Source organism: Streptomyces bugieae, from assembly GCF_036352915.1.
Taxonomy (GTDB): Bacteria; Actinomycetota; Actinomycetes; order Streptomycetales; family Streptomycetaceae; genus Streptomyces; species Streptomyces endophytica.
On the sequence record NZ_JAZBJP010000022.1, the window covers coordinates 75,516 to 97,716 of the forward strand.

Genomic DNA, 22,201 nt, shown 5'->3' on the forward strand with positions numbered 1-22,201 from the left:
CAAGGAAGTCTGTGCGGGCGGCGGGGCGGTCGGGCGGATCAGGCGAACGCCACCTGGTAGATGCCCCCGGCGAGGGCGCCGCCGATGAGCGGGCCGACGACCGGGATCCAGGCGTAACCCCAGTCTGAACCGCCCTTGTTCGGCAGCGGCAGCAGCGCGTGCACGATGCGCGGACCGAGGTCGCGGACCGGGTTGATGGCGTATCCCGTCGGACCGCCGAGCGACAGGCCGATGCCGACGACGACCAGTGCCACCAGCAGGGTGCCGATGACGCCGACGCCCTTGCCGTTGTCGCTCAGACCGAGCGTGAGGATCGACAGCACGAGCACGGTGGTGGCGATGATCTCGGTGGCGAGGTTCTGCACGGCATTGCGGATCTCGGGGCCGGTGGAGAAGATGCCCAGGACCGGGCCGGCCTTCGGAGCGGCGGCCTGGTCGACCATGCCCTCCTCGCTCGTGTGGTCCGCGAGCACCTCGGGATCGGTCAGATGCGCACGGAACTGTCCGTAGTACACGACCCAGACCAGTACGGCGCCGATCATGGCGCCGAGCATCTCGCCGGCCAGGTACACCGGCACCTGGCTCCAGGCGACGGCGCCCTTGATGGCGAGCCCGATCGTGACCGCCGGGTTGAGGTGCGCGCCGGACTTCGCGGCGATGTACGCGCCCGTGAGGACGGCGAAGCCCCACCCGAAGGTGATGGCCACCCATCCGGCGTTGTGCGCCTTGGAGCGCTTGAACGTGACGGCGGCGCAGACGCCGCCACCCATAAGAAGCAGTACAGCGGTACCGATGGTCTCGCTGAGGAAGATGTCGGAGCTGGACACCGGCGACTCCTTTGTCCTTCGTCCAGGGGAAGGCGAACCCCGGGTCCCTCCGGTGGTTCGCGCCCTCCGTGAGGGCGGTGGTCGGCCCGGCACTGCACACCATAGCGAATATTGCCGTGTGGTGTTCGACAATGCCGACCGATGCACGGCAGTTTTGTTCAGCGTCAGAACCCCGTCAAGGGGTACTTGGCCAAAAACTTAGGTGAACTTAACGGGCGAAAGGGTCAGAATCGCCCTGCGCCAAGATCACGAGACACCGCGCGTGCACAATCGCGCACAGCAGCGACGATTTCCGGCCGCAGTTCGCCGTCCCGGCAGACCCGCTCCACCGCACCCGTGATCCCCACCGCGCCCACCGGCATCCGCCGCCGGTCGTGGATCGGCGTCGCCACCGACGCCACGCCGTCCCAGGTCTCCTCCACGTCCGCGGCCCAGCCCCGGGCCCGGATCAGGTCCAGCAGCCCCTCGAAGTCCCCCAGGCCGGTCACCGTGCGCGGCGTGAACGCCTCCCGGTCCGCCTCGACGACCTCGCTGTGCGCCACCGGGTCGTACGCGCAGAGCACCTTGCCCAGCGCCGTGCTGTGCAGCGGCTGCATCGCCCCCACCTCCAGCACCTGCCGGCTGTCGTCCGGCCGGAAGACGTGGTGCACCACCAGCACCCCCTGCTGGTGCAGGACGCCCAGATAGACCGCCTCGCCACTGGAACGCGCCAGGTCGTCGGTCCACACCAGGGCGCGGGCGCGCAGCTCGTGCACGTCCAGGTAGCTGTTGCCCAGCCGCAGCAGCTCCGCGCCCAGCTGATAGCGGCCCGAGACCGCTTCCTGCTCGACGAAGCCCTCCTGCTGCAGGGTGCGCAGGATGCCGTGCGCGGTGCCCTTGGCCAGCCCGAGGGACGAGGAGATGTCGGAGAGGCCCAGTCGCCGCTCACCTCCCGCGAGCAGCCGCAACATCGCGGCTGCGCGCTCCAGCGACTGGATGGTGCGTGCCATCGGGCAACCTCCGAGAATGAGCAGTTCGACAATGCTGAACGATATCGGCCCATGCCGACTGAGGGCAGAGAACCGTGACTACTGGGTGTGGGTGCACCGGAGTCTGCCAACGATCACGAACGGCCCACCCACGGGGGTGGAGGGGTGCTGTCCACGCCGTGGAACGGGGAACACGTGTACCGGACCGGCAGCTACGCTGGCCGGGTGCGCCCCCTGAAGGGGGGTGCAAAGCCGACAGCCGTCGCAACCACGGGAGCATCTCCATGGCCTCGAACACGCCATCGTCCACCCACACCGCCCGCATCGAATCCCTGCGTGAGGCGCTGGCCTCGCGGGTGGTGGTCGCCGACGGGGCGATGGGCACCATGCTGCAGGCCCAGGACCCGACCATGGAGGACTTCCAGCAGCTGGAGGGCTGCAACGAGATCCTCAACCTCACCCGGCCCGACATCGTCCGCTCGGTGCACGAGGAGTACTTCGCGGTCGGCGTCGACTGCGTCGAGACCAACACGTTCGGCGCGAACCACGCCGCCCTCGCCGAGTACGACATCCCCGAGCGGGTCCACGAGCTGTCCGAGGCCGGCGCCCGGATCGCCCGCGAGGTCGCCGACGAGTTCACCGCCTCCACCGGCCAGCAGCGCTACGTCCTGGGCTCCATGGGCCCCGGCACCAAGCTGCCCACCCTCGGCCACGCCCCCTACGTCACCCTCCGCGACGCCTACCAGCAGAACGCCGAGGGCATGATCGCCGGCGGCGCGGACGCCCTGCTCGTCGAGACCACCCAGGACCTGCTGCAGACCAAGGCCGCCATCCTGGGCGCCCGCCGCGCCCTGAAGGCCACCGGCACCGACCTCCCGGTGATCTGCTCGGTCACCGTCGAGACCACCGGCACCATGCTGCTGGGCTCCGAGATCGGCGCGGCGCTGACCGCGCTGGAACCGCTCGGCATCGACATGATCGGCCTGAACTGCGCCACCGGCCCGGCCGAGATGAGCGAGCACCTGCGCTACCTCGCCCGGCACTCCCGCATCCCGCTGTCCTGCATGCCCAACGCGGGCCTGCCGGTGCTCGGCAAGGACGGCGCCCACTACCCGCTCACGCCCCAGGAGCTGGCCGACGCCCAGGAGACCTTCGTCGCCGAGTACGGCCTGTCGCTGGTCGGCGGCTGCTGCGGGACGACCCCCGAGCACCTGCGGCAGGTCGTGGAGCGGGTCCGCGACCTCACCCCGCCCGAGCGCCGGCCGCGCCCCGAGCCGGGCGCCGCGTCCCTGTACCAGACCGTGCCGTTCCGCCAGGACACCTCCTACCTGGCGATCGGCGAGCGGACCAACGCCAACGGCTCGAAGAAGTTCCGCGAGGCGATGCTGGACGGCCGCTGGGACGACTGCGTGGAGATGGCCCGCGACCAGATCCGCGAGGGCGCCCACATGCTCGACCTGTGCGTCGACTACGTGGGCCGGGACGGCGTCGCCGACATGGAGGAGCTGGCCGGCCGCTTCGCCACCGCCTCCACCCTGCCCATCGTCCTGGACTCCACCGAAGTACCGGTCATCCAGGCCGGCCTGGAGAAGCTGGGCGGCCGCGCGGTGATCAACTCCGTCAACTACGAGGACGGTGACGGCCCCGAGTCGCGCTTCGCCAAGGTCACCGCGCTCGCCGCCGAGCACGGCGCGGCGCTGATCGCGCTGACCATCGACGAGGAGGGCCAGGCCCGCACCGCCGAGAAGAAGGTGGAGATCGCCGAGCGGCTGATCGACGACCTGACCGGCAACTGGGGCATCCACGAGAGCGACATCCTCATCGACTGTCTGACGTTCACGATCTGCACCGGTCAGGAGGAGTCCCGCAAGGACGGCATCGCCACGATCGAGGCCATCCGCGAGCTCAAGAGGCGCCACCCCGAGGTGCAGACCACCCTGGGCCTGTCCAACATCTCCTTCGGCCTCAACCCGGCCGCCCGGATCGTGCTGAACTCCGTCTTCCTCGACGAGTGCGTCAAGGCCGGCCTGGACTCGGCCATCGTGCACGCCTCCAAGATCCTGCCGATCGCCCGGCTGGAGGAGGAGCAGGTCAAGGCCGCCCTCGACCTGATCCACGACCGGCGCAGCGAGGGCTACGACCCGCTGCAGAAGCTGATGGAGCTCTTCGAGGGCGCCACCGCCAAGTCGCTGAAGGCCGGCAAGGCCGAGGAACTGGCCGCGCTGCCGCTGGAGGAGCGCCTCAAGCGGCGCATCATCGACGGCGAGAAGAACGGCCTGGAGGCCGACCTCGACGCGGCCCTGCAGGACCGCCCCGCCCTCGACATCGTCAACGACACCCTCCTGGACGGCATGAAGGTCGTCGGCGAGCTCTTCGGCTCCGGCCAGATGCAGCTGCCGTTCGTGCTGCAGTCCGCCGAGGTCATGAAGACCGCGGTGGCCTACCTGGAGCCGCACATGGAGAAGTCCGACGACGAGGGCAAGGGCACCATCGTCCTGGCCACCGTCCGCGGCGACGTCCACGACATCGGCAAGAACCTCGTCGACATCATCCTGTCCAACAACGGCTACAACGTCGTCAACCTCGGCATCAAGCAGCCGGTCTCGGCGATCCTGGAGGCCGCCGAGGAGCACCGGGCCGACGTCATCGGCATGTCCGGGCTCCTGGTCAAGTCCACGGTGATCATGAAGGAGAACCTGGAGGAGCTCAACCAGCGCAAGATGGCGGCCGACTACCCCGTCATCCTCGGCGGCGCCGCCCTCACCCGTGCCTACGTCGAGCAGGACCTGCACGAGATCTACGAGGGCGAGGTCCGCTACGCCCGCGACGCGTTCGAGGGCCTGCGGCTGATGGACGCCCTGATCGCCGTCAAGCGCGGGGTGCCCGGCGCGGCCCTCCCCGAGCTCAAGCAGCGCCGGGTCCCCAAGCGCGACACGGCCGTCCTGGAGGTCGAGGAGCCCGAGGGCGCGGTGCGCTCCGACGTCGCCACCGACAACCCGGTCCCCGCCCCGCCGTTCTGGGGCACCCGGGTCGTCAAGGGCATCCAGCTCGCCGACTACGCCTCCTGGCTGGACGAGGGGGCCCTCTTCAAGGGCCAGTGGGGCCTCAAGCAGGCCCGCACCGGCGAGGGCCCGACGTACGAGGAGCTGGTGGAGACCGAGGGCCGCCCGCGGCTGCGCGGCTGGCTCGACAAGCTGCAGACCGAGAACCTCCTGGAGGCCGCGGTCGTCCACGGCTACTTCCCCTGCGTCTCCAAGGGCGAGGACCTGATCCTGCTGCACGAGGACGGCACCGAGCGCACCCGCTTCACCTTCCCGCGCCAGCGCCGCGGCCGCCGGCTGTGCCTGGCGGACTACTTCCGCCCGGAGGAGTCCGGCGAGACCGACGTCGTCGGCCTCCAGGTCGTCACCGTCGGCTCCAGGATCGGCGCCGCAACCGCCGAGCTCTTCGAGGCCAACTCCTACCGCGACTACCTCGAACTGCACGGCCTGTCCGTCCAGTTGGCCGAGGCGCTGGCCGAGTACTGGCACGCCCGGGTCCGCGCCGAACTGGGCTTCGGCGGCGAGGACCCGAACGACATCGAGGACATGTTCGCGCTCAAGTACCGCGGCGCCCGCTTCTCGCTGGGCTACGGCGCCTGCCCCGACCTGGAGGACCGCGCCAAGATCGCCGACCTGCTGGAGCCCGAGCGGATCGGGGTCCAGCTGTCCGAGGAGTTCCAGCTGCACCCGGAGCAGTCCACGGACGCCATCGTGATCCACCACCCCGAGGCGAAGTACTTCAACGCCAGGTGATGTCCGTACCGCCGGGGTCCGCCCGGCGTGACGCAGTGTGAGCGGCCGGGGCCGTCCGGAGTCGCACCGGGCGGCCCCGGCCGCCGCGGTCCCGCCGCCGGCACGCATTCCGGCGCACACCGTCGTACACTTATCGATCCGGTAGTGGCCGGTCGTTTCCCCCAGCCGGGGATGGCGACCGGCCTCTTCGTCCCTTGTGGGACGCGTAACGGAGGTGGATGGATGACCAGCAGCATCCCCGCAGTCGGCACCCGGACGGGCGGCGCCGCGACCCTCCAGGCCGTCTTCCTCGACCTCGACGGCACGCTCGTCGACACGGAGGGATTCTGGTGGGAGGCGGAGGCGCAGGTGTTCGCCGAGCTCGGCCACGTCCTCGACGACGCCCACCGCGAGGTGGTCGTCGGCGGGCCGATGACCCGCAGTGCCGGGTATCTGATTCAGGCCACCGGCGCCGACATCGGCCTGACCGAGCTGAGCGTGCTGCTCAACGCCGCCTTCCTGGACCGGATCGCCCGCGGTGTCCCGCTGATGCCGGGCGCCCACCGGCTGCTGGCCGAGCTGGCCGCCCACGAGGTGCCCGCCGCGCTGGTCTCCGCCTCGCACCGCTCCATCGTCGACCGGATGCTCGCGTCCCTCGGGGCGGAACACTTCCGGCTGACGCTGGCGGGCGACGACCTGCCCCGCACCAAGCCGCACCCGGACCCGTACGTCACGGCCGCCGCGCGGCTCGGGGTGGACCCGGCACGCTGCGTGGTCGTCGAGGACACCCTGACCGGGGTCCGGGCGGGGGAGGCGGCCGGCTGCCCGGTCGTCGCGGTCCCCTCGGTGACCCCGATCCCGGTCGCCCCGGGCCGCAGCGTCGTCCGCTCGCTGGAAGAAGTGGATCTCGCATTTCTCCGCTCGCTCATCACGGAAAGCCGCGGCGCCGTGCACTGAGCGTGTCCCGCCAAATGCCCGGAAGAACTCAGGGGAGCGGCCCGCTCATTTTCCGTGACGAAAGGACGGGGGCCGTCCTGACTGAATTGATACATCGTCGCAGAGCCGTGAATGCGTGACGTTTCTCACGTGCCGGGGCGTCGACAGTGGACCCGACAGGTGCTCCACGGGCCCTGTTCGGAGGTTTCTACGGGGGTAAGTGTCCGGATTGGTGGAGCAACGCGCGGATCGTTCCGCCGTCCGGATATCGATCACCCCGCCGACGTTATCCGGGAGCCTTATCCCTTCAACTCCTTTGTGTCCCGGCGCGGCTGGCCGTTCCTACTAATGTCGACGCGAGCAACACCTCTGCGCTGATAAGGAACCTGCCGACGATGAATCGCAAGACCCTGGTGCTGCCGGCGCTGGCCGGTCTCCTTGCCCCCGTACTCGCAGCCTGTGGCAGCACGGACGGTGCGGGCGATGGCGGCGATCCGATCGTGGTGGGCGTCGCCGCCCAGATCGAGGCGACGAAGGCCGCGCCGGCCCCGCTCGACCCGGCGCAGGCCTACGACGTCGACGCGTGGAACGTGCTGCGCAGCGCCCTGCAGACGCTGATGCGGCTGCCCCGCTCCGGCACCACGCCGGTGCCCGACGCGGCCGAGTCCTGCGGGTTCCGCGACACCCAGAACGAGCAGTACCGCTGCACCCTGCGCAGTGGCCTGAAGTTTTCGAACGGTCATGCCCTGACGGCCGAGGACGTCAAGTTCTCCATCGACCGCATGCGGACCATCAACAACAGCAACGGCCCGGTGGCGCTGCTCGACGACATCGACACCGTCGAGACGCCGGACGCCAAGACGGTGGTCTTCCACCTCACCAAGCCGGACGCCACCTTCTCGCAGAAGCTCGCCACCCCGGCCGCGGCCATCGTCGACAGCCAGGTGTACCCCAAGAACCGCCTGTACAACGGCTTCGACGTGGTCGGCTCCGGCCCGTACACCCTCAAGACCGAGCGCAGCGGCAACCACATCACCAAGGCCGTCTTCACCAAGAACCCCGACTACAAGGGCGGGATGGGCGTGAAGAACGACAAGGTGGAGATGCGGTTCTTCGCCGACTCGGCGTCCACGGAGAAGGCGCTGCGCAAGGGCGACGTCGACCTGATGAACCGCGGGCTCGCGTCCGACCAGATCCGCGGTCTGGAGAACGCCCGCGACCAGCACATCGCCCTCCAGGAGATGCCGGGCCAGGAGATCCGCTACCTGGCCTTCAACACCAAGGCCCCGGCCGTCTCCAACAAGGCCGTGCGTCAGGCGATGGCACAGCTCGTCAACCGCTCCGAGCTGGTGCGCAACGTCTACTCCTACACCAGCGACCCGCTCTACTCGATGGTGCCCACCGGCCTCACCGGGCACATCAACTCGTTCTTCACCAAGTACGGGAACCCCGGCGTCGCCGCGGCCCGGAAGACGCTGCAGCAGGCGAACATCACCACCCCGGTGAAGTTCACCCTCGCCTACACCACGAACCACTACGGTCCCAGCAGCGGCCAGGAAGTCCGGGCGCTGCAGAAGCAGCTCAACGACTCCAAGCTGTTCGACGTCAGCCTCAAGGGAGTCGACAGCTGGCAGCAGTACCGCACCAACGCCCTGAGCGGTAAGTACACCGTCTACCACATGGGTTGGTTCGCCGACATTCCGGACGCCGACAACTACATCGCGCCGTTCATCGGCAAGCGGAACTTCCTCGGCATCCCCTACCGCAACGCCAAGATCGAGTCGCAGCTGATCCCGGCCAGCCGCCAGGAGACCGACCGCAACGCCGCGGGCGCCGACTTCAAGCAGGCCCAGGACATCATCGCCGACGACGTCCCGCTGCTCCCGCTGTGGCAGGGCAAGCAGTACGTCGCCGCCCGCGACGACATCACCGGCATCGGCTGGGCCCTCAACTCCGCCTCGGGCCTCCAGATCTGGGAGCTCGGCCGAGGCGTCTCCGACTGACCCCCGCCGCATCCGCCCGGATGCGGCACACCCGCCGCGGTGTCCCCGCCGCGGCCCGACAGGCACCACCCAGAACGTGAGGACCTTTAGTGAGGAAGCGTGACCCGCGGCTGGCCGCCCCGATCGGAGCGGGGCTGGCGACAGCCCTGCTCGCGCTCGCCGGGTGCGGCACCGACGACTCGGCGGCGGCCGGCCACGGCGAGCCGGTCGTCATGGGAATGACGGACAAGGTCGTGGCCACCGACCCGGCGGCCGGCTACGACCCGGGGTCCTGGCTGCTGTTCAACAACGTCTTCCAGTCCCTGCTGAGCTTCCCCAAGGGCGGCACCACCCCCGAGCCGGAGGCCGCCCAGCGCTGCGGCTTCACCGACGCGGACAGCAAGGTCTACCGCTGCACCCTGAAGGACGGCCTCCACTTCAGCAACGGTGACGCGCTGACCTCGAAGGACGTCAAGTACTCCTTCGACCGCACCAAGCGGATCAAGGACAAGAACGGCCCCGCCGTGATGTTCGCGGCCCTCGACAAGGTCGAGACGCCGGACGCCAAGACCGTGGTCTTCCACCTCAAGACGCCCGACGCCACCTTCCCCATGAAGATCGCCTCGGGCGCCGGCTCCATCGTCGACCACACCGCCTACCCGGCCGACCGGCTGCGCACCGACAACAAGGCCACCGGCTCCGGCGTCTACACCCTCAAGTCGTACGGCAAGGACCGGGCCGTCTTCGGCGTCAACGGCTCCTACAAGGGCCCCGCCAAGGTCAAGAACTCCGGTATGACCGTGAAGTTCTTCGACGAGCCCGGCAAGCTCAAGAAGGCCGTCGAGAGCGGCGACGTGGACCTCGCCTACCGCGGCCTGGCCATGAAGGACATCGCGCACCTGGACAACGCCTCCCTGAACCAGCAGCACGGCACCCAGGTCATCGAGGGCGGCAGCGCCGAGGCCATGTACATGGTCTTCAACATGAAGGACCCGGTCGCCAAGCAGGCCGGCGTCCGCAAGGCGATCGCCTACCTCCTGGACCGCTCCACCCTCGTCCGGGACGTCTACCAGCGCACCGCCGAACCGCTCTACTCGGTCGTCCCGGCCGGCATCACCGGCCACAGCACCTCGTTCTTCAACACCTACGGCGACCGCCCGCAGCCCGACAAGGCCAAGGCCGCGCTGCGCGCCTCCGGCCTGTCCGGCAAGGTGCCGCTGACCCTGTGGGCCACCCCCGACCGGTTCGGCCCCGGCACCGTCCCGGCCTTCCAGGAGATCGCCCAACAGCTCAACGCCAGCGGCCTGTTCGACGCCAAGGTGCGCTCCGTGCCCACCGACGAGTACGAAAAGGGCGTGGCCGACGGCCGGTTCGGCGTCTACGTCAAGGGCTGGATCCCCGACTATCCGGACCCGGACAACTTCACCCAGCCGTTCTTCGGCAAGGACAGCGTGCTGTCCAACCACTACAACTCGCCCGCCATCACCGGCCGGCTGCTGCCCAAGACGGCCGACGAGCAGAACCGCGCCGCCACCAAGGGGACGTTCCGCGAGCTGCAGGACATCGTCGCCCGCGACGTGCCGATCATCCCGATATGGCAGGGCAAGCAGTACGCGGTGGCCCGCAACGGCGTCACCGGACTGGAGTGGACCCTGGACGCCTCGACCGTCTTCCGGTTCTGGGAGATCAGCAAGGCGTCCGACGCCTGACGCACGCCCTGACGGACACTCCGCACGACAGCGGGGCCGGTCCGGGAGGACTTCCTCCCGGACCGGCCCCGCCGCCGTACCCGGCCCCACGAGCGCCGTGAACGCCCGCTGTGCCGTACGAGCCGCCGCCGCGCGGCTCCTGGGTCCCGCGGGCCCGGCTACTGCGCTCCCGGGCGCACCAGGCCGCTCTCGTACGCGTACACCGCCGCCTGCACCCGGTCGCGCAGCCCCAGCTTCGTCAGCACGTGGCCCACATGCGTCTTGACCGTCGTCTCGCTGACGAACAGGTCCGCCGCGATCTCCGCGTTCGACAACCCGCGCGCGACCAGCTTGAGCACCTCCACCTCCCGCTCGGTGAGGGTGTGCAGGGTGTCCGGCACCGGCTCCTCACCCGACGGCAGATGACCGGCGTACTTGTCCAGCAGCCGGCGGGTGATGCTCGGCGCCAGCATCGCCTCGCCCGCCGCCACCACCCGGATCGCCTGCACCAGCTCGTTCGCCGGCGCGTCCTTCAGCAGGAACCCGCTGGCCCCCGCCCGCAGCGCCTCGACGACGTACTCGTCCAGGTCGAAGGTCGTCAGCACCAGCACCTTCGCCGGCCCGTCCTTCGCCGGACCGGTGATCTGCCGGGTCGCCTCGACCCCGTCCATCCGGGGCATCCGGATGTCCATCAGCACCACATCGGGCTGCAGCGCGCGCACCTGCTCCAGCGCCTGCAGGCCGTCACCGGCCTCACCGACGACGGCCAGGTCCTGCTCCGCCTCCAGAATCATCCGGAATCCCGTACGCAGCAGGGGCTGGTCGTCGACCAGCAGGACGCGGATGGCCACGAGCTCTCCTTCGTTAGATCGGCTCCATTCTGCCCTGCGGCACCCCGCCGCCGTCCCCCGGGCGCACGGGCAGCGACCGTGCTTACCGGGAGCCGACCCCCGAGCCCCCGGCCGAAGACCCGCCGGCCGTCCTCACCGGCAACGACTGTGCTTACCGGGGGACAACCCCCGGACCCCCGGCCGAAGACCCGCCCGCCGCCCTCACCGGCAACGGATACACCGGGGGAGTACCGCCGAATTCCGGGCAGTGCGCCCGGTGGTCGCACCAGCCGCACAGCTTCGTCGGCCGCGGCCGCCAGTCGCCGGTCTCCGTCGCCAGCCGGATCGCCTCCCACAGCGCCAGCAACTTCCGCTCCACCGCGAGCAGATCGGCCTCACCCGGGTCGTACGTCCGCACCTCGCCGCTGCCCAGATAGACCAGCTGGAGCCGCCGCGGCACCACACCCCGCAGCCGCCACACCACCAGCGCGTAGAACTTCATCTGGAACAGCGCGCCCTCGGCGAACTCCGGCCGCGGCGCCTTCCCCGTCTTGTAGTCGACGATCCGCACCTCGCCCGTCGGCGCGACGTCCACCCGGTCGATGAAGCCCCGCAGCCGCAGCCCCGACGCGAGCTCCGTCTCGACGTACAGCTCACGGTCGGCCGGCTCCAGCCGCTGCGGATCCTCCAGCGAGAACCACCGCTCCACCAGCGCCTCGGCCTCCGCCAGCCACGCCGCCAGCCGCTCACCCTCCGGATCGTCCGCGAACAGCTCCGCCAGCTCCGGCCGCTTGGCCAGCAGCCGCTCCCACTCGCCCGGCACCATGGCGCGCGCCCCCGCCACCGTACGCGCCGCCGCCGGGGCGTCGAAGAGCCGCTCCAGCACCGCATGGACCACCGTGCCCCGGGTCGCCGCCGGGCTCGGCTTCTCCGGCAGCCGGTCGATCACCCGGAAGCGGTAGAGCAACGGGCACTGCATGAAATCGCTCGCCCGCGACGGCGACAGCGCCGCCGGCGGCCGCGCCGGCTCCCCGCCCCGCTCCCCGGCGGCCCCCGCGCCGGACCCCTCCTGGGCGTCCTGCACACCCTGCGTGCCCGCCCCGTCCTGCTCCGTGCTCCATCCCATGGCACAAAACCCTACGGCCCGCCACCGACAGGCGCGGACGGGCCTGCACCCTCAGGCGCCCCGCAACGGACCGGCGCACGCCACTCCGCATACCATCGACGCCGGACCCCTGCGCCCTGCATGATCGGGATATCAGGCCGAGCAGGGGCGAAAGCCGTATTCGATGAGGGGACACCGTGGACGAGAGCGGGAAGCCGCAGGACCCCGAGGAGTCCGTGCGGCCCCAGCCGCCCGAGCCGCCCAAGGGCGAGGGCCCCAAGGCGCCCCCGCCGTCCGGGAAGCGCGGCGGTGGCATCCTGATGGGTCGTCCCTTCGGCGTGCCCGTCTACGTGGCCCCCAGCTGGTTCCTGGTCGCCGCCCTGATCACCTGGGTCTTCGGCGGGCAACTGGAGCGCGTACTGCCCGAGCTCGGCGCCGCCCGCTACCTCGTCTCGCTCTTCTTCGCCGTCGCCTTCTACGCCTCGGTCCTCGTCCACGAGCTGGCCCACACGGTCGCCGCGCTCCGCTTCAAGCTCCCCGTCCGCCGCATCCAGCTCCAGTTCTTCGGCGGCGTCTCGGAGATCGAGAAGGAGAGCGAGAGCCCCGGCCGGGAATTCGTCCTCGCCTTCGTCGGCCCGCTGCTCTCCCTCGTCCTCGCCGCCGTCTTCTACGCCGGGATGCAGCTGGTCGAACCGGGCACGGTCCCGGGCGTCCTGCTCGCCGGCCTGATGATCTCCAACCTCATCGTCGCGCTCTTCAACCTGCTGCCCGGCCTGCCCCTGGACGGCGGCCGGATGCTCCGCGCCGTCGTCTGGAAGATCACCGGCAGGCCGATGAGCGGCACCATCGCCGCCGCCTGGGTCGGCCGCGCCCTCGCCGTCACCGTCCTCATCGGCCTGCCGCTGCTCACCCACACCGGCGCCCTCGGCAACGCCCGCCCCGAGATCGGCGACGCCGACTCCCTCACCGACGCCCTGCTCGCCGCGATCCTCGCCGCCATCATCTGGACCGGCGCCGGCAACAGCCTGCGCATGGCCCGGCTCCGCGAACGCCTCCCCGAGCTCACCGCCCGCACCCTCACCCGGCGCGCGGTGCCCGTCGAGACCGCCACCCCGCTCTCCGAGGCCCTGCGCCGTGCCAACGACGCGGGAGCCCGCGCCCTGGTCGTCGTCGACCCCCAGGGCATGCCCACCGCCCTCGTCCGCGAGGCCGCCATCGTCGGCGTCCCGGACCACCGCCGCCCCTGGGTCCCCGTCGGCACCCTCGCCCAGGACCTCAAGGACGGCATGCGGGTCTCCGCCGAGCTCGCCGGGGAGGACCTGCTGGAATACCTCCGCGCCACCCCCGCCACCGAATACCTCGTCGTCGAGCGGACCGGCGAGATCTACGGCGTCCTCTCCACCGCCGACGTCGAGCGCGCCTTCGTCTCGGCGATGGCGCGCCCCAACTAGGGCTCCGCCCGCCCCCGAGCCGCGGCCGGTGCCCCACTCGCCCGTGGTCAGTGGCGGCCCCACGGCCCGGTAGGCTGGTCACATGTCCGAACCGACCGGTGCCGCCCGCCGTCGCGGGCCCTTCAAGGTCGGGGACCAGGTCCAGCTCACCGACCCCAAGGGACGCCACTACACCTTCACGCTCGAAGAGGGCAAGAGCTTCCACACCCACAAGGGAGCCTTCCCCCACGACGAGCTGATCGGTGCTCCCGAGGGCAGCGTTGTCCGTACCACCGGGAACGTCGCCTACCTCGCGCTGCGCCCGCTGCTCCCCGACTACGTCCTGTCCATGCCCCGCGGCGCCGCCGTGGTCTACCCCAAGGACGCGGGGCAGATCCTGGCGATGGCCGACATCTTCCCCGGCGCCCGCGTCGTCGAGGCGGGGGTGGGTTCCGGCTCGCTCAGCAGCTTCCTGCTGCGCGCCATCGGCGACGACGGCATGCTGCACTCCTACGAGCGCCGCGCCGACTTCGCCGAGATCGCCACGCAGAACGTCGAGCGCTACTTCGGCGGCCCGCACCCGGCGTGGACGCTCACCGTCGGTGACCTCCAGGACAATCTCTCCGACACCGACGTCGACCGCGTCATCCTGGACATGCTCGCCCCCTGGGAGTGCCTGGAGGCCGTCTCCAAGGCCCTGGTGCCCGGCGGCATCCTCTGCGCCTACGTCGCGACCACCACCCAGCTGGCCCGCACCGTCGAGGCGATCCGCGAGCACGGCACCTTCAACGAGCCGTCGGCCTGGGAAACCATGGTCCGCACCTGGCACGTCGAGGGCCTCGCGGTCCGCCCCGACCACCGCATGATCGGCCACACCGGCTTCCTGCTCACCGCCCGCCGCCTCGCCGACGGCGTGGAGCCCCCGCTCCGCCGCCGCCGCCCGGCCAAGGGCGCGTACGGTGAGGACTACACCGGCCCGGGCGGCCGCGAGAAGGCAGCCGGCAAGGACAAGGGCCCGGCCGCCACGGACGAGCCCACCGACGGCGCCTGACCCGCCGCCGGCCCCGCCGACAACCTCCACACACCGTCACCGGCCGCCCGCAACCGGCCACCGAACCCCTGGGCGCCGCCGCCGAGTTCCCCACCGGAACCCGCCGGCGGCGCCTCCCGTTCCCCACCCCCCAGGAACGACCGCCCCGCCCCCGGGGAACCGCTGGCACCGCCGCCTCCCGTCCCCGGCCACGGCACCCCCGGGAACCCCCACCGTCCCCCCTCCGTTCACCGGTCAGGGGCTCGCGCGACCCCTAAGGGACCCCCCTACGGCAACCGTTACGGATCCCCTACGGAACCCCTACGGGAAACCCGGAAAACTCCGGTCCCGCTGGTTCCTTGCCGCCCTGTCCTGTGGAACGATGCTGGGCACTCCCACCGGCACAGCACTTCACAGGAGTTACCCCGCGTGCAGCCCATGGCAGGCCAGGACCTCTTGCACACCCAGCCGCGCCCCATGCACTGGCTCGCCACCGCCACCGCCCTCTCGGCGGTCGTCGCGGCCGCGTCCTTCGTCCAGCCCCCCGACGCCACGGCCACCACCTCCCGCAACGCCCAGGCCGGCCGGCACTCCTCCGCCCCCGATCCCGGCAAGGTCACGTTCCCCGTCACCTGCGGCCCCAACCGCTCCGAGGTGGTCAAGAAGGCGTCCGGCGACCTCGACGGCGACGGCACGTCCGAGACGGTCGCCGTGGTCCGCTGCCACAGCGACACCGGCACCCCGCCCAGTGGCGTCTACGTCCTCGCCCACCCCACCGACCCGCAGGCCGCCCCGCGCATCGTGGCGACCCTGGTCGCCCCCGCCCAGCAGCTCAGCGTCCAGTCCCTGGTGGTGAAGGACGAGGTGATCGCGGCGGGGCTGCTGGGCTACTCCGACCTGAACGTGCCGCGCTGCTGCCCCGACGTGCACAAGAGCGTCAAATGGCAATGGCGGGACGGGAAGTTCATCCAGACCGAACTGCCCGCCGCGGCGGGCACCAAGGGTGCCTGAGCCGCTACAGCAGGTATGCGGAGGGAGCTTTCCGCTTCCTCCGGTTCACTCAGCGTCGGTTCACTCGGCGTCCGGGCCGTAGACCTCGACGCGGTCGCTGACCCGGCGCACGTGGATGCAGTCCCCGGGGCACTCCTTCGCCGAGTCCCGGACGTCGGCGAGCAGCTTCAGCGGGACGGGCGTTGTGGCGCCCTCCTCCTGGAGGAGCTCGTCATCGGCGCTCTTCACATAGGCCAGGCCGTCGATGTCCAGCTCGAAGACCTCCGGCGCGTACTGCGCACAGATGCCGTCCCCGGTGCAGAGATCCTGGTCGATCCAGACTTCCAGCTCTGGGGCTTCGTCCTGCGCGGTCATCTCGCCTGCCGTTCCTGCGTACGTGAACCGTTTTTGTCTAAGTGGCGCCAGCCCTGACGGGTGTTGACCGACTCGACGATACAACCGCTCGCTTTCCGATGTTGATGGGTGGGTATTCCCTTGGCGGGAGGACGTGCGCAAGGGTGAAGATCGGACACACCCCGACAGTCTTTTCGATCTAGGGGTTTCAACCTGCACCGGCCCAGGTAGGGTCAGGAAGCGTCCAGCTCCTTGGAGGAGGTGAGGACCGTGGCAGCCCACGACGACGACATCAACCGCGGCATCCGGCCGGGGCGGGGGTCTGAAGATCCCGCCGGCCAGGTTGCCTATCTCGAGCAGGAGATCGCCGTCCTGCGACGCAAGCTCGCCGACTCTCCGCGTCACACGAGGATTCTCGAAGAGCGGATCGTCGAGCTGCAGACCAACCTGGCCGGCGTCTCGGCGCAGAACGAGCGTCTCGCCAATACGCTCCGCGAGGCCCGCGACCAGATCGTCGCCCTCAAGGAAGAGGTCGACCGGCTCGCACAGCCGCCGGCCGGCTTCGGTGTCTTCCTGCAGGCGAACGAGGACGGCACGGTCGACATTTTCACCGGAGGCAGAAAACTCCGGGTCAATGTCAGCCCGAGCGTGGAGACCGAGGACCTCAGGCGCGGCCAAGAGGTCATGCTCAACGAAGCGCTCAATGTGGTCGAGGCCATGGAGTTCGAGAGCGCCGGCGACATCGTCACCCTCAAGGAGATCCTTGAGGACGGCGTGCGCGCCCTGGTCATCGGGCACACCGACGAGGAGCGGGTGGTGAGGCTCGCCGAGCCGCTGCTGGACACCACCATCCGCCCCGGCGACGCCCTGCTTCTCGAACCGCGCTCCGGCTACGTCTACGAAGTCATCCCGAAGAGCGAGGTCGAGGAACTCGTCCTCGAAGAGGTCCCGGACATCGACTACACCAAGATCGGCGGTCTGGGCGGCCAGATCGAGCTGATCCGGGACGCGGTCGAGCTTCCGTACCTCTACCCCGACCTCTTCAAGGAGCACGAACTCCGCCCGCCCAAGGGCGTGTTGCTCTACGGCCCGCCCGGCTGCGGCAAGACGCTCATCGCCAAGGCGGTCGCCAACTCCCTTGCCAAGAAGGTCGCCGAGGTGACCGGGCAGCCCGCGGGGAAGAGCTTCTTCCTCAACATCAAGGGCCCCGAGCTGCTCAACAAGTACGTCGGTGAGACCGAGCGGCACATCCGGCTGGTCTTCCAGCGGGCCCGGGAGAAGGCGAGCGAGGGCACGCCCGTCATCGTCTTCTTCGACGAGATGGACTCGCTCTTCCGCACCCGCGGCTCCGGCGTCAGCTCGGACGTGGAGAACACCATCGTCCCCCAGCTGCTCTCGGAGATCGACGGCGTCGAGGGCCTGGAGAACGTGATCGTGATCGGCGCCTCCAACCGGGAGGACATGATCGACCCGGCGATTCTGCGGCCCGGCCGTCTCGACGTGAAAATCAAGATCGAGCGCCCGGACGCGGAAGCCGCCAAGGACATCTTCTCGAAGTACCTCACGGAAAACCTCCCGCTGCACTCCGACGACCTCGCCGAGCACGGCGACTCGCGCAAGGCCGCGGTCAGCGGGATGATCCAGTCGGTCGTCGAGCAGATGTACGCGGAATCCGAGGAAAACCGCTTCCTGGAGGTCACCTATGCCAATGGTGACAAGGAAGTCCTCTACTTCAAGGACTTCAACTCCGGTGCGATGATCGAAAACATCGTAGGACGAGCAAAGAAGATGGCCATCAAGGCCTTCCTCGAACACAATCAGAAGGGTCTACGGGTCTCCCACCTCCTCCAGGCTTGCGTGGACGAGTTCAAGGAGAACGAGGACCTGCCCAACACCACGAACCCGGACGACTGGGCCCGGATCTCCGGAAAGAAGGGCGAGCGGATCGTATACATCCGCACTCTGGTCACCGGAAAACAAGGCGCCGACACCGGTCGCTCCATCGACACGGTGGCGAATACCGGCCAATACCTGTAACACCGCTCTCCGGCTGCGGATGTCCTGCACGGGGCGTCCGCAGCCGGACGCATTTCCGGGGACGCCGCAGCCGCCCCATTTCAGAGCGATGGACCAGGGAAAACCGGACTGGAGCAATGACTGTAATGATCTCCCCAGCGCCGCAAAGGCGTTCTAGGCTCTTCGGTACCGCTGCGTCACGCTGTGCGGGCGTGGGGCACGCACGCGGAACGGAAGCGCAGCGGTACTTGAGCGCCGACCCCATCCGGGGGCGCCGCCGGGCAAGGAGGGCCGCATGACCGTACGGCGAGTAATGGGAATCGAGACGGAGTACGGGATCTCCGTCCCCGGCCACCCGAACGCCAATGCCATGCTCACCTCATCCCAGGTCGTCAACGCCTACGCGGCCGCGATGCACCGGGCACGCCGTGCCCGCTGGGATTTCGAGGAGGAGAACCCGCTGCGGGACGCCCGCGGCTTCGACCTCGCACGCGAGAACGCCGACGCCAGCCAGCTCACGGACGAGGACATCGGCCTGGCCAATGTGATCCTCACGAACGGTGCCAGGCTCTACGTCGACCACGCACACCCCGAATACAGCGCCCCCGAGGTCACCAACCCCCGCGACGCCGTCCTGTGGGACAAGGCCGGCGAACGGATCATGGCCGAGGCCGCCGAGCGGGCCGCCCAGGTACCCGGCGCCCAGCCCATCCACCTCTACAAGAACAACACCGACAACAAGGGCGCCTCCTACGGCACGCACGAGAACTACCTGATGAAACGGGAGACCCCGTTCTCGGACATCGTGCGCCACCTGACCCCGTTCTTCGTCTCCCGCCAGGTCGTCACCGGCGCCGGACGGGTCGGTATCGGCCAGGACGGCCACGAGCACGGCTTCCAGCTCAGCCAGCGCGCCGACTACTTCGAGGTGGAGGTCGGCCTGGAGACGACCCTCAAGCGGCCCATCATCAACACCCGCGACGAGCCGCACGCCGACGCCGAGAAATACCGCCGGCTGCACGTGATCATCGGCGACGCGAACCTCTCCGAGATCTCGACGTACCTCAAGCTGGGCACCACCTCCCTCGTCCTGTCCATGATCGAAGACGGCTTCATCGCCGTCGACCTGGCCGTCGAGCAGCCCGTCCGCACCCTCCACCAGGTCTCGCACGACCCCACACTGCAGCGCCTGATCACCCTCCGCAGCGGCCGCACGCTCACCGCCGTCCAGCTCCAGATGGAGTACTTCGAGCTGGCCCGCAAATACGTGGAGGACCGTTACGGAGCGGATGCGGACGAGCAGACCAAGGACGTCCTGACCAGGTGGGAGGACGTGCTGGGCCGGCTGGAGAACGACCCGATGAGCCTCTCGGGCGAGCTGGACTGGGTGGCCAAGCGGGAGCTCATGGAGGGCTACCGCCGCCGTGACGGTCTGGACTGGGACGCCGCCCGGCTGCACCTCATCGACCTGCAGTACGCCGACGTACGGCCCGAGAAGGGCCTGTACAACCGTCTGGCGGCCCGCGGCAAGATGAAGCGCCTCCTGGACGAGCCCGAGGTCCAGCGGGCCCAGCAGAAGCCTCCGGAGGACACCAGGGCCTACTTCCGGGGCCGCTGCCTGGACCAGTACGCCGACGACGTCGCCGCCGCCTCGTGGGATTCGGTCATCTTCGACCTCCCCGGCCGCGACTCCCTGCAGCGGGTCCCCACCCTGGAGCCGCTGCGCGGCACCCGTAAGCACGTCAAGGAGCTGCTCGACCGCTGCCGGACCGCGGAGGAGCTGGTGAGGACGCTGTCCGGCCGCTGAGGAACGGCAGGTGCACGACAGAATCCGCGGCGATCGCCGGCCGATTCACGGCTGAAATCGTCGCGGTACGGGAATCATCGAGGTGACCACCGGGCGTTGCAGCAAACAGCAGGGCCGATGTCGGACCCTGCTTGTAGGGTCGGATCTTGAAGGTCACATCGAGCGGGGCAAACCGAGCGGGGTGAGGGATATGGCGACCAAGGACAGCGGCGGCGGACAGGCAAAGGCCACCCGTTCCACCGAGGAGGTCGAGGAGCAGGCGCAGGACGCGCAGGTCTCCGAGGACCTCAAGGAACGGCAGGAGAAGCTGAGCGACGACGTGGACTCCGTCCTGGACGAGATCGACGACGTCCTCGAGGAGAATGCTGAGGACTTCGTGCGTTCCTTCGTGCAAAAGGGCGGAGAGTAGACCACCTTAGCCTTCGCATCGAAGGTGGCGGGGTGGGTGAGCGACGGATGAACAGCGTGCGAAGCGCTGCGCGCGGTGCGGCCCGGCCGGACCGCGCGCACGCTTCGCCCCGGTCCCGGCCCGCGGCAGAACGATCAGCATGTGGATCACACCCACGAGCCGGGTAAGGTCCGGGACGTACCGTGCATCAACTGCAACTCGGCACTCGGCAAGTTGAGGGATGACCCGGGCGCACTCCGCAGGGCCATCGCATATCCGGAAGGAAACGTGTGGAAGCCAATACTCGAAGCACCGGGCGTCTACCAGCTGCCTTCCTGACGCCTGGATCCTCGTCGTTCATGGACTTTCTCGGTGCGCACGCACCCGATCTGCTGCCGGGCAACCGCCCGTTGCCGCCGGTGCAGGGGGCCATCGAGGCGCCGCACGGCACGACGATCGTGGCGGCGACCTTCCCCGGGGGAGTGGTGCTGGCCGGCGACCGGCGGGCGACGATGGGCAATGTCATTGCGCAGCGTGATATCGAGAAGGTTTTCCCGGCCGACGAATACAGCGCGGTCGGTATCGCCGGCACCGCCGGTCTCGCCGTCGAAATGGTCAAGCTGTTCCAGCTGGAGCTGGAGCACTTCGAAAAGGTCGAAGGCGCCCAACTCTCCCTGGAGGGCAAGGCGAACCGCCTGTCGACGATGATCCGCAGCAATCTCGGCATGGCGATGCAGGGACTGGCCGTGGTGCCGCTCTTCGCCGGTTACGACCTCGACCGCGAGAAGGGCCGGATCTTCTCGTACGACGTCACCGGCGGTCGCTCCGAGGAGCAGGGCTTCGCCGCGACCGGCTCCGGCTCGGTCTTCGCGCGCAGCGCGCTGAAGAAGCTCTACCAGGAGGACTTCACGGAGAGTCAGGCCGCCACCGCGGTCGTCCAGGCCCTGTACGACGCGGCGGACGACGACTCGGCGACCGGTGGGCCCGACATGGCGCGGCGGATCTACCCGATCGTCACGGTGATCACCGACGAGGGCTTCCGGAAGCTGGCCGACGGGGAGGTCGCGGACATCGCCCGTGCCATTCACGAGCGCCGCCTCCAGCAGCCCGACGGCCCGCGGGCCGCGCTGCTCTGACGGGACGGACGTTCCGCAATGCCGCCACTGAGAGAGCTTTTGACAGGAAGGGACGGATAGCCGGTGTCGACGCCGTTCTATGTCTCACCCCAGCAGGCCATGGCCGACCGCGCCGAATACGCCCGCAAGGGCATTGCGCGCGGCCGCAGCGTCGTGGTGCTGCAGTACACCGACGGCGTGGTTTTCGTCGCCGAGAATCCCTCCCGGGCCCTGCACAAGGTCAGCGAGATCTATGACCGGATCGCCTTTGCGGCGGTCGGGAAATACAACGAGTTCGAGAATCTGCGGATCGGCGGGGTGCGCTATGCCGATCTGCGGGGTTACACCTACGACCGCGAGGACGTGACCGCGCGCGGTCTCGCCAATGTCTACGCCCAGACGCTCGGCACGATCTTCTCCAGCGCCGCCGAGAAGCCGTACGAGGTCGAGCTGATCGTCGCCGAGGTGGGCAGTGCCCCCGAGGAGGACCAGATCTACCGGCTGCCGCACGACGGCTCGATCGTCGACGAGCACGGCTCGGTGGCGGTCGGCGGCAACGCGGACCAGATCAGCAGCTATCTGGACCAGCGGCACCGCGACGGCATGACGCTGTCGGAGGCGCTGAAGCTGGCCGTGGAGTCCCTGTCGCGGGACAACAACGGCGGCGAGCGCCGGCTGACCGCGGAGCAGCTGGAGGTGGCGACGCTGGACCGTACGCGGCCGCAGCAGCGCAAGTTCAAGCGGATCCTGGGCCGCCAGTTGTCCCGCCTCCTGGAGGAGAGCGGTCCGGCGGGCGCCGAGGAGCCGGCGGCGGACGCGGACGCCGGTGCCGGGGAGTCCGGGGCCACCGCGGAGGACGCCGGCGGCAAGGGCACCAAGGGCGGTGCCACGGACAAGGACGTCAAGAACGTCAAGGGCAAGGACGGTCCGGACGGCGAACCGCTGCTGTAAGGACGGTTTCC

18 protein-coding genes are annotated in these 22,201 nt (G+C 69.6%); 13 read left to right on the plus strand and 5 right to left on the minus strand.

Annotation, left to right across the window (positions count from 1 at the left end; all coding sequences use genetic code 11):
• Positions 1–38: 38 nt before the first annotated feature.
• The gene (locus V2J85_RS27345) at positions 39–827 is read right to left on the minus strand and encodes an MIP/aquaporin family protein (protein WP_030801859.1); all 789 of its coding nucleotides are present in this window, start codon (positions 825–827) and stop codon (positions 39–41) included.
• Positions 828–1,051: 224 nt separating this feature from the next.
• Positions 1,052–1,816, minus strand: coding sequence for an IclR family transcriptional regulator (locus V2J85_RS27350; protein WP_261952429.1), 765 nt, complete (start codon positions 1,814–1,816; stop codon positions 1,052–1,054).
• A gap of 263 nt (positions 1,817–2,079) precedes the next feature.
• Here V2J85_RS27350 and metH point away from each other — a divergent pair, with 263 nt between their 5' ends.
• The 4 genes from metH to V2J85_RS27370 all read left to right on the plus strand — a co-directional run bounded on the left by metH (position 2,080) and on the right by V2J85_RS27370 (position 10,195).
• Complete coding sequence (gene metH, locus V2J85_RS27355) at positions 2,080–5,589, plus strand: methionine synthase (protein ID WP_261952430.1); 3,510 nt, start codon at positions 2,080–2,082, stop codon at positions 5,587–5,589.
• Positions 5,590–5,811: 222 nt separating this feature from the next.
• Positions 5,812–6,525 (plus strand): HAD family hydrolase, encoded by a 714-nt coding sequence (locus tag V2J85_RS27360; RefSeq protein WP_261952431.1) that lies wholly within the window; start codon positions 5,812–5,814, stop codon positions 6,523–6,525.
• A gap of 374 nt (positions 6,526–6,899) precedes the next feature.
• Positions 6,900–8,507, plus strand: coding sequence for an ABC transporter substrate-binding protein (locus tag V2J85_RS27365; RefSeq protein WP_330823053.1), 1,608 nt, complete (start codon positions 6,900–6,902; stop codon positions 8,505–8,507).
• An 89-nt stretch (positions 8,508–8,596) separates the two neighbouring features.
• Positions 8,597–10,195 (plus strand): ABC transporter substrate-binding protein, encoded by a 1,599-nt coding sequence (locus tag V2J85_RS27370; RefSeq protein ID WP_261952433.1) that lies wholly within the window; start codon positions 8,597–8,599, stop codon positions 10,193–10,195.
• Positions 10,196–10,353: 158 nt separating this feature from the next.
• On the opposite strand, the gene V2J85_RS27375 is transcribed toward V2J85_RS27370, so the two are convergent.
• Both V2J85_RS27375 and V2J85_RS27380 read right to left on the minus strand, forming a co-directional pair.
• Entirely contained in the window at positions 10,354–11,025 is a 672-nt protein-coding gene (locus V2J85_RS27375; protein WP_018087782.1) for a response regulator, read from the minus strand.
• A 151-nt stretch (positions 11,026–11,176) separates the two neighbouring features.
• Positions 11,177–12,130, minus strand: a complete 954-nt coding sequence (locus V2J85_RS27380; protein ID WP_330823054.1) for a RecB family exonuclease — start codon at positions 12,128–12,130, stop codon at positions 11,177–11,179.
• Positions 12,131–12,306: 176 nt separating this feature from the next.
• Here V2J85_RS27380 and V2J85_RS27385 point away from each other — a divergent pair, with 176 nt between their 5' ends.
• The 3 genes from V2J85_RS27385 to V2J85_RS27395 all read left to right on the plus strand — a co-directional run bounded on the left by V2J85_RS27385 (position 12,307) and on the right by V2J85_RS27395 (position 15,580).
• Positions 12,307–13,560: a site-2 protease family protein gene (locus V2J85_RS27385; protein ID WP_261952434.1), complete on the plus strand. Its 1,254-nt coding sequence runs from the start codon at positions 12,307–12,309 to the stop codon at positions 13,558–13,560.
• Between the two features lie 82 nt (positions 13,561–13,642).
• Positions 13,643–14,590, plus strand: a complete 948-nt coding sequence (locus V2J85_RS27390; protein ID WP_261952435.1) for a tRNA (adenine-N1)-methyltransferase — start codon at positions 13,643–13,645, stop codon at positions 14,588–14,590.
• 417 nt (positions 14,591–15,007) lie between these two features.
• Positions 15,008–15,580: a hypothetical protein gene (locus V2J85_RS27395; protein ID WP_330823067.1), complete on the plus strand. Its 573-nt coding sequence runs from the start codon at positions 15,008–15,010 to the stop codon at positions 15,578–15,580.
• Between the two features lie 60 nt (positions 15,581–15,640).
• Here the strand turns inward: V2J85_RS27395 and V2J85_RS27400 are convergent, their stop codons facing one another.
• Positions 15,641–15,934: a ferredoxin gene (locus tag V2J85_RS27400; protein WP_030801836.1), complete on the minus strand. Its 294-nt coding sequence runs from the start codon at positions 15,932–15,934 to the stop codon at positions 15,641–15,643.
• 249 nt (positions 15,935–16,183) lie between these two features.
• On the opposite strand from V2J85_RS27400, the gene arc reads away from it, so the two are divergent.
• The 6 genes from arc (at position 16,184) to prcA (ending at position 22,190) form a co-directional block, all read left to right on the plus strand.
• The gene (gene arc / locus V2J85_RS27405; RefSeq protein WP_261952436.1) at positions 16,184–17,950 is read left to right on the plus strand and encodes a proteasome ATPase; all 1,767 of its coding nucleotides are present in this window, start codon (positions 16,184–16,186) and stop codon (positions 17,948–17,950) included.
• Between the two features lie 274 nt (positions 17,951–18,224).
• Entirely contained in the window at positions 18,225–19,736 is a 1,512-nt protein-coding gene (gene dop, locus V2J85_RS27410; protein WP_341483633.1) for a depupylase/deamidase Dop, read from the plus strand.
• 190 nt (positions 19,737–19,926) lie between these two features.
• Entirely contained in the window at positions 19,927–20,145 is a 219-nt protein-coding gene (locus tag V2J85_RS27415; RefSeq protein WP_030414306.1) for a ubiquitin-like protein Pup, read from the plus strand.
• A 75-nt stretch (positions 20,146–20,220) separates the two neighbouring features.
• Complete coding sequence (locus V2J85_RS27420; protein ID WP_410011172.1) at positions 20,221–20,463, plus strand: endonuclease domain-containing protein; 243 nt, start codon at positions 20,221–20,223, stop codon at positions 20,461–20,463.
• Positions 20,415–21,260, plus strand: coding sequence for a proteasome subunit beta (gene prcB, locus V2J85_RS27425; protein WP_261952438.1), 846 nt, complete (start codon positions 20,415–20,417; stop codon positions 21,258–21,260). Before V2J85_RS27420 ends, prcB begins: the two co-directional genes overlap by 49 nt.
• A 63-nt stretch (positions 21,261–21,323) precedes the next feature.
• Positions 21,324–22,190 (plus strand): proteasome subunit alpha, encoded by an 867-nt coding sequence (gene prcA / locus V2J85_RS27430; RefSeq protein WP_330823055.1) that lies wholly within the window; start codon positions 21,324–21,326, stop codon positions 22,188–22,190.
• Positions 22,191–22,201: the final 11 nt, after the last annotated feature.